At 66.9% G+C, this 7,151-nt stretch carries 5 protein-coding genes and 1 tRNA gene; 2 read left to right on the top strand and 4 right to left on the bottom strand.

The window, feature by feature from the left end:
- Positions 1 to 105: 105 nt before the first annotated feature.
- The 3 genes from QW887_RS13655 to QW887_RS13645 form a co-directional block, all read right to left on the bottom strand.
- Positions 106 to 179: transfer RNA gene (locus QW887_RS13655), tRNA-Gly, on the bottom strand.
- A 424-nt stretch (positions 180 to 603) separates the two neighbouring features.
- Complete coding sequence (locus QW887_RS13650) at positions 604 to 1,212, bottom strand: TMEM175 family protein (RefSeq protein ID WP_315714627.1); 609 nt, start codon at positions 1,210 to 1,212, stop codon at positions 604 to 606.
- A 158-nt stretch (positions 1,213 to 1,370) separates the two neighbouring features.
- Entirely contained in the window at positions 1,371 to 2,207 is an 837-nt protein-coding gene (locus QW887_RS13645; RefSeq protein ID WP_316175619.1) for a hypothetical protein, read from the bottom strand.
- Positions 2,208 to 2,576: 369 nt separating this feature from the next.
- On the opposite strand from QW887_RS13645, the gene QW887_RS13640 reads away from it, so the two are divergent.
- A complete protein-coding gene (locus tag QW887_RS13640; RefSeq protein ID WP_316175618.1) occupies positions 2,577 to 4,457 on the top strand; it encodes an acyltransferase family protein in 1,881 nt (626 codons plus the stop codon).
- A 6-nt stretch (positions 4,458 to 4,463) separates the two neighbouring features.
- Here the strand turns inward: QW887_RS13640 and QW887_RS13635 are convergent, their stop codons facing one another.
- Entirely contained in the window at positions 4,464 to 6,362 is a 1,899-nt protein-coding gene (locus QW887_RS13635; RefSeq protein ID WP_315714630.1) for an acyltransferase family protein, read from the bottom strand.
- A 234-nt stretch (positions 6,363 to 6,596) separates the two neighbouring features.
- Here QW887_RS13635 and QW887_RS13630 point away from each other — a divergent pair, with 234 nt between their 5' ends.
- A complete protein-coding gene (locus QW887_RS13630) occupies positions 6,597 to 7,067 on the top strand; it encodes a hypothetical protein (protein WP_315714971.1) in 471 nt (156 codons plus the stop codon).
- The last annotated feature ends 84 nt before the right edge of the window (positions 7,068 to 7,151 follow it).

The raw sequence follows: 7,151 nt of genomic DNA, 5'->3' as shown, positions 1-7,151 counted from the left end.
CCGCTACGGCGCTATTTGGGAGCGCGCGTCCGGGCGGCTTTGCTCCACCGAGCTACACCACCTCCGGGGACACGACCTGACGGCGCGACAAGTGCCTGAAATCGTTGGAGCGGGTGAAGGGAATCGAACCCTCGTATTCAGCTTGGAAGGCTGCTGCTCTACCATTGAGCTACACCCGCATTGGGCGTTCCCTAACATGGTCCGCGGCGGGTCTCAACCTCTTCGGGGCGAGGTTTCGAAGCGGATGGGTCCCGGATCCGGCCTGATGGAACGGCCCGAAGCGATCGCAGCGCGCGACCTCGAGACCGCGGCGCGGCACCCTGGGGGCGGCCGGTTCCGTAATCGGCCCCCCTACCCTCGCCGCCCGGACCGTCCTATATTGGCGTCACCATCAACAACGAAAGGAGGTGATCCAGTGTCTTTCACCAAGCGCTGTCACCTCGCTGGGATCGCCCGCTGAGCGGCTCTTCATGAGCGACGTTTGAGGGCGTGATTCGTCAGCGGATTGCGCCATCGCGGCTCGGCAACGGGGCGGTCTCGGCCCTGGACCAGCGAGTTCAAGAACGGAAGCGCGGCGGGTCTCACGGCCCGCCGCGTCTTTTTTTATGGCAACTCCGCCTGCTCGCCGGCCGACGGCGCCGGGCTGCGGACGAACCGCCGCGCCAGGAAGCCGCCGAAGCCGAGCATCCAGAAATACTGCACGTACTCCGGTGCAAGCGCTGCGATCACGATGCCCGGCACGAACACGATGACGGGAAAGATCGCGCCGGCGATCTCGGCATGGCGGCCGCTTGGAAGCGCGAGCCACCACAGCGCGGCGTTCAGCGACGCAATGATGGTCAGATGCAGGCCATAGAGGACGGCCACCGCGCTGCTCAGCCTGTAGCCGCCGTAGAGCCCGTTGGTGACCGGCAGCAGCACGATCGACAACAGGAAGAACAGATTCAGGATGACCACGGGCCGGCCCGCGAACGGCTGCCGGGCCAGCCGCCGGTGGTGGCTGATCCAGAACACGCCGGCGATGATGAAGCTGAGGACCAGCCCGGCAAGCCGCCCGGAATAGGTATGCACCAGGTCGATCCAACCCGGCATATGCGCGAAATTGGGCTTCGGCAGGTCGTAGGCGAGAAGCGTCATCGCAACACCGAAGATGGTGTTGGAGAGCGATTCCAGCCGGCGCATCTCGAACAGGTCGGACTGAGGCTCTGCCATGTCGAATCGGAAGCAACCGAGGCGAGGAACGGAGATGAGGACTCACCTTCTATAGCAGCTCCGGCGCCGCGCCGCCCGACTTCGCTGCCGCCCTTGGGCGGCAGGCTGTCACGTCACTCGCCACCCTCCAGACTAAACCGGCCCTCGAGCGTCAGCCCTCACCGGCAGGCATAGATGTGGCCATCGAAGCCGCGATAGCTGTGCGTCGCCGGATTATAGCTGCGGAATTGGACGCAGGCCGGCAGTCCCGCGGTGCGCAGTCGCGGCCTGCCCTCCGCCTGCAGCCGGGCCGAGGCCGTGGTTGCGGTGGCGGGCCTCGCGATCACGATCATCGGCCGGCTGGCGACCATGCGCGATGTTCTGCCGGCATCCTTGACCGCTGCATCCCTGGCGGCGACCACAACGGCCTGCGCCTGGGCCGCCTTGCCGGACGACGGCTTGCCCGATGAGGCGCCGGCTGGCGATGGCGTCGTCCCAGGCGGATTGGCCGCGGCCGTCTTGGCAGAGGACGGCTTGGCAGATGACGGCTGGGCAGAGGACGGCTTGGAAGAGGACGACCTGGCAGAGGGCGGCTTGGTCGCTGGCGCCAGCGCCGATGGCGATTTCACGGACGGCTTGGTCAGGGAGGGCTTGCCGGCGGCTGGCTCTGCTACGGCGACCTTCTGAGCCGCATCCTGCTTGTCCGCAACTGCGGCCTGCTTCGGCTCAGCCGACGCGGCGGGTGTCGTCGCAACCGCCTCCGCAGCCGCGGCAGGCTTGACCTCGGGACCGGCCGAAATGTCGGCGCTGGCCGCCTGGCTCGGAACGGACGGCGCGGGATTGACCGACGCGGTCTTGTCGTCGGCTGGGGTCTTGTCCTCGGCGACCGGCGCCTCAGCCGGCTTCTTGATCAGCTTCTTGCATTCCAGCGGGAACACCAGCTCGCCCGATGCCGTCAACCCGATCGGCTCGCATCCGCCGAACGGCCCGCTCTCCTTGCCCTGATCCTTGGCCACCTCGCCTGCGGATGGTGAGGAGCCGCCCGGCTCGGCGCTTCGCGCAAGCGAAACGCCAACCGCAACCTGAAATAGAACAACGCCGCACAACAATCCGGCCCGGCCGGCCTTCCGCCCCAATGTACGCATGACACGCTCGCTCGACGCATGAACTCCGACAAGGCCATCACGCCATTGAGGCAAGTCTGTGAAGGCAAGCCGCGGATTCCCGCTGCGGTGTCAATTCGATGGCATTGTGTCCTGTCTGCACGACCGGCAGTGTTTGGGGTCCCGCATTGCAGTTGCAATTGGAGCGTGCCAGGGTCGGTCGCACGCGCCGCGGCTCGGCCATTCAAGACGGCAGCGCATACGACCCTGCGGACGGCCATCTTGAGTTCAACTGACTATCGTCCCGACATCGACTGCCTACGTGCCTTCGCGGTCACGTCGGTGATCGCGTTCCATTACGACATCTCGCCGTTCCGAAGCGGCTATGTCGGCGTTGATGTGTTCTTCGTGATCTCGGGCTTCCTCATCACGCGGATCATTCATGCCGAGGCGCAGGCCGGCACGTTCTCGTTCGCGGCATTCTACCGGCGCCGCACCCGGCGCATCCTGCCCGCGGCGTTCGCCATGGTCTGCGCCACACTGCTCGGTGCGAGCCTGATTCAGCTGCCGCAAGAGACGGTGTCAACCGCCCATCAGGCGCTGGCCGTCCTGACCTTCTGCTCCAACATCCTGTTCTGGTTGCAACAGGGCTATTTTGACGCCGCGGCCATCACCAAGCCGCTGCTCCACACCTGGTCGCTTGGCGTCGAGGAGCAGTATTATCTGCTGTTTCCGGCGCTGGCGCTGGCCGTCTTTGCGCTCCGTCGCTCGCTGATGCTGGCGAGCCTAGGCGCCGTCTGCGTGGCCTCGCTCCTGCTCTGCGTGGTCCAGACCCGGATCCAGCCGGCGGCCGCGTTCTATCTGCTGCCGGCGCGCGCCTGGCAGCTCGCGCTTGGAGCGCTGCTTGCCGTCGAGTCCGTTCCGGCGCTCCGCGAGCAGTGGATGAGGATCGCGGTCGCCGCGCTGGGATGGACCGCGCTCGGCGCCTCCGCCAACGTGTTCTCGCCGCGCACGCCCTATCCCGGCGTCGCCGCGCTGCTGCCCTGCCTCGGAGCGGCTGCGGTGATCTGGGCCAATCCCACCCCGAGCAAGGCCGTGCTGACGGCCTTCAAGCCGATGATCGTGGTCGGGCTGTGGTCCTACTCGCTCTATCTCTGGCATTGGCCAGTGGTCTCGTTCGCGGCCGCCATCTGGGGCCCGCCGAGTTCGATCATGGATAAGCTCGAGCTGCTCGGCGCCTGCACAACGCTGGCGCTGACGAGCTTCTATCTGATCGAGCAGCCCGCCCGACGTGCCGTATGGCCGGTCACCGCACGTGCGCTCATGGCGATCGGCGCGACCGCGATCGGAGCCTGCGCGATCATGATCTGGTCCGCGGGCTTCCCCACGCGCTTCTCGCCGCAGCAGCGGGCCTGGGCCGACTTCCTCAGCTACGACCACAAGACCGTCTATGAAGAGGGAACCTGCTTTCTCAACCCGGGCCAGACGTTCGACATGTTGCAGCATGCCTGCCTCGTCGAAGGGACACGCCCCAACATCCTGCTGTGGGGCGACAGCCATGCCGCACACCTCGCTCACGGCCTGAGGCGCGCGCTACCTCAAGCTACGCTCTTGCGCGCGACGCTAGCGCAATGCATCCCCCACGAAGAGCCGGGACAATCGGCCGCCTGCGCCGACTTCAATGGCCGGCTGCCCGGGCTGGTGCGCGCTCTTGCGCCGGACATCGTGATCCTGTCGGGCAACTGGACGCGCACGGCCATGGCGCCCACCGCACGCAAGAGCCTGCTCGCCACGATCAAAGCGATCACATTGGCCGGCAGCCGCGTGGTGGTGATCGGGCCGAGCCCGCAATTCGATCGTCCACTGCCGGATCTCCTCATCGCGCTATCACGCTTCGGCATCTCCCCGGACCGGCACATGTTGGATACGTTCAGCCGCATCGACGGCTTTCTGCAAGCCCTGCTCAAGGATTTCCCGCAGACCGACTACGTGTCGCTGCTCGCGCTTCTCTGCCCCGGCAAGGATTGCGTTCTGCAGACATCCAGCGGCGCACCGCTTGCCTGGGACGACGGCCATTTCACCGCACAAGGGTCCGAGCTCGCCGCCGCACGCATCGTCGCGGCCTCGCCCACGCTCGCGCCCTTCGCGCCCAAGGGCGAATAGCGCCACCTAATCGTCCGACAGGAAACTCGCGAACACCGGCGCAGCGCGCTCGCCCATCCGCTGGGCCCCTGCCACTGTGAAATGACCGGCATCCTGGAACAACCACACGCCCCCCTCCACGACCGGGCAATCCCGGTCGCAATAGACCTCCGAGGGCCTGAGCAGCGTCACCTTGGCGAGCGGCCTGATCGCCTCCGACAGGACGGCGTCGATGACGCGGTTGGTCGCGATCGCCTCGCTCTTCGGCACGGCATCGCACGGCTTGGCCGGCGCGTGCCAGCGCGGCCCCGGCAGCATGCGCAACTGATCGAAGGCGCAATTCACCGGACGGACCTGGCCGCCGACGACGAGGAAATGCCGGCCGGGCCGGTCGAGCAGACGGATGGTCTCGGCGAGATGACCGGCGACCGCGGCGTTGCGGGCCCGCGCTGCCGGCCCTTCGCCGAGGTCGAGATAATGCTGCCACGCCTGCCCGATCACGACGAAATCGGCCTGCGACTGCCGGATCCGCGGCAGCTCGCTGTCGCGCAGCTCGGCGCAGACCTGGGCGCGAGGTCCCTCGGCGGTGAGCCCCGCGAGGGTGGGACATCCGCTCATGGTGGACACGTGCCCGATCATGCCGCGCGCCTTCAGCGTCGCATCGAGCGCGGCGACATATTGCTGGACATAGGAATCGCCGAGCAGCTCGACGCCGCGCGTGCCCTCGAGATCGCCGAACGCGCACAGACGGCCGACGGTGCGACCGCATTTGTTGAGGCCGAAGCCCTGCAGCTGGAACAGCGCGAGCTGATCGTCGGGCAGCCGCGACACGACGCCATTGGCGCGGAACGTCACATGGGTGAGCGCGGCACCGACGATGAGCACGGTCGCAAAGCTCGCCACCTGCGCGCCCCTCGGCCACGGCAGCCGCCGCAGCGGCCGCTCGACGATGACGAACATCAGCGTGGTCAGCACCGCCATCAGCGCGAGCTGCGCCGCCAGTCCCGCCGCGGTCTGCGCCGCATCGCCGAAGATGAAGCGGACGAAGAAGATCACGGGCCAGTGCACGAGATAGAGCGAATAGGACGCAGCGCCGACGGCGCGAACCGGGCGAGCCATCACCAGCGACGTCGGGGCATTGGCCGCGATGATGACGGCTGTGGCGATGCAGGGCAGCAGCGCGGCGACGCCTGCCTGGAATTGATAGCAGCCGATGAGGAGAAGGCTGCCGAACAACAGAACGTCGCCGCAGGCGGCGGCGAGAGAGCGTGCGCGCGGCGACGCTGCCAGCCGGGCCTCGAGCGGAATGGCGAGCGCGCCGAGGGCGAATTCGAACACCCGGAACGGCGTCAGGAAGAACACGGCGTCCGGATCGCGCGATGACCAGAGTGTGGCCGCGGCAAGGGACAACAACCCGATCGCGGCAATGGCACCGAACACATGCCGGCGCGTGCCGAGCCACATCAGCAGCAGCGGCGCCAACGCGTAGAATTGAACCTCCGCCGACAGCGACCACAGGTGCAGCAGCGGCAACTGATCCGCGCTCGGCGCGAAATAGGCGCTGGCCTCGCGCCAATATTGGATGTTTGCGATCGAGAGCAGGCCGTGTGTCGCCTCCTTGGCGAGCTGGCGCAGGGCTTCCGGCGACAGGAACAGCCAGCCGACCGCGAACGTGGCCGCAATGGTCACAACCAGCGCCGGCAGGATGCGCCGTGCCCGCCGCAGATAGAAGTCCGACAGCGAGAAGCGCCGCGCGGCGACATCGCGCAGGATCTGCCCAGTGATGAGATAGCCGGAGATGACGAAGAAGATGTCGACGCCGGCATAGCCGGCCTCGAAGCCGGTGATCCTCAGATGGAAGAGAATGACGATGACGACAGCGATCGCCCGAAGGGCATCGATGTCAGCCCGATGACTGCGTTCCAATGTCGTCCACTCCGCGCATTCCTCGAGGCGGACGAGTTGCGCAGACACGGATGGCAACAGCGGGAAACAGTCATGACGTCATCGGACCCATCCGATGACACCGCGCGGGCGATGCTATGGCGGACGTGAAGGAAGTTTGCTGAAGTCGGCCGCAAGTTCGGCAATCCGTTGAACGATCAGCTCGAATACGGCAATCTGGCGACGCTGAGGGACAATGCGGGGCTGAGGACGGTGATGAACCTGTTGCGAGGAGAATGGCGGGGAGCGTTCGCGGGAATAGCCGTCGCGGCGCTGCTGGCGGCGGCCACCGCAGCCTCGGCGCAAGCCCAGACGCCTGCTCCCGCGCCCGGTCCCGCTCAGACCACGGTCGAGCGCAACGCCAAGGGCGTCGCCGGCAAGCCGATCCAGGTCGGCATCTATCTCAACGTCCAGCCCGACTGCTCATCCGGGCCCCTTCCCGCCATCCGCCTTGTGTCGCCGCCCGGCAACGGCACCGTCACGATCAAGCGCGGCAAGGTCAGCGCCACCAACTACAAGCAGTGCCTCGCCCTGGAAGTGCCGGGCTTCATCGCCTTCTATCAGTCGAAGGCCGACTTCGCCGGCACCGACACGGTGACGCTCGAGGTCAAGTTCCCGCAGGGCCGCACCGAAGTGCAGCGGATCATGATCAACGTCGGCGTCGGGCCGGCAGGGCAGAAGATCTGAGCCGCAGCGCATCGGCGCGCCGCCGCCTCCAGCCATGAAAAAGGGCCGCCTCATGGGCGGCCCTTTGCTTTCGTGTCCCGTGCC

Origin of the sequence: Bradyrhizobium sp. SZCCHNRI3052 (genome assembly GCF_032484895.1) — a bacterium.
Lineage (GTDB): Bacteria > Pseudomonadota > Alphaproteobacteria > Rhizobiales > Xanthobacteraceae > Bradyrhizobium.
The sequence above is the reverse complement of the archived record's forward strand: the minus strand, read 5'-3'. Positions and strand labels throughout refer to the sequence as shown.

Bases quoted from the DNA above. Each gene is read 5' to 3' on its own strand.
- QW887_RS13650 (WP_315714627.1), bottom strand. From the start codon at position 1,212: ATGGCAGAGCCTCAGTCCGACCTGTTCGAGATGCGCCGGCTGGAATCG.
- QW887_RS13630 (WP_315714971.1), top strand. From the start codon at position 6,597: ATGAACCTGTTGCGAGGAGAATGGCGGGGAGCGTTCGCGGGAATAGCC.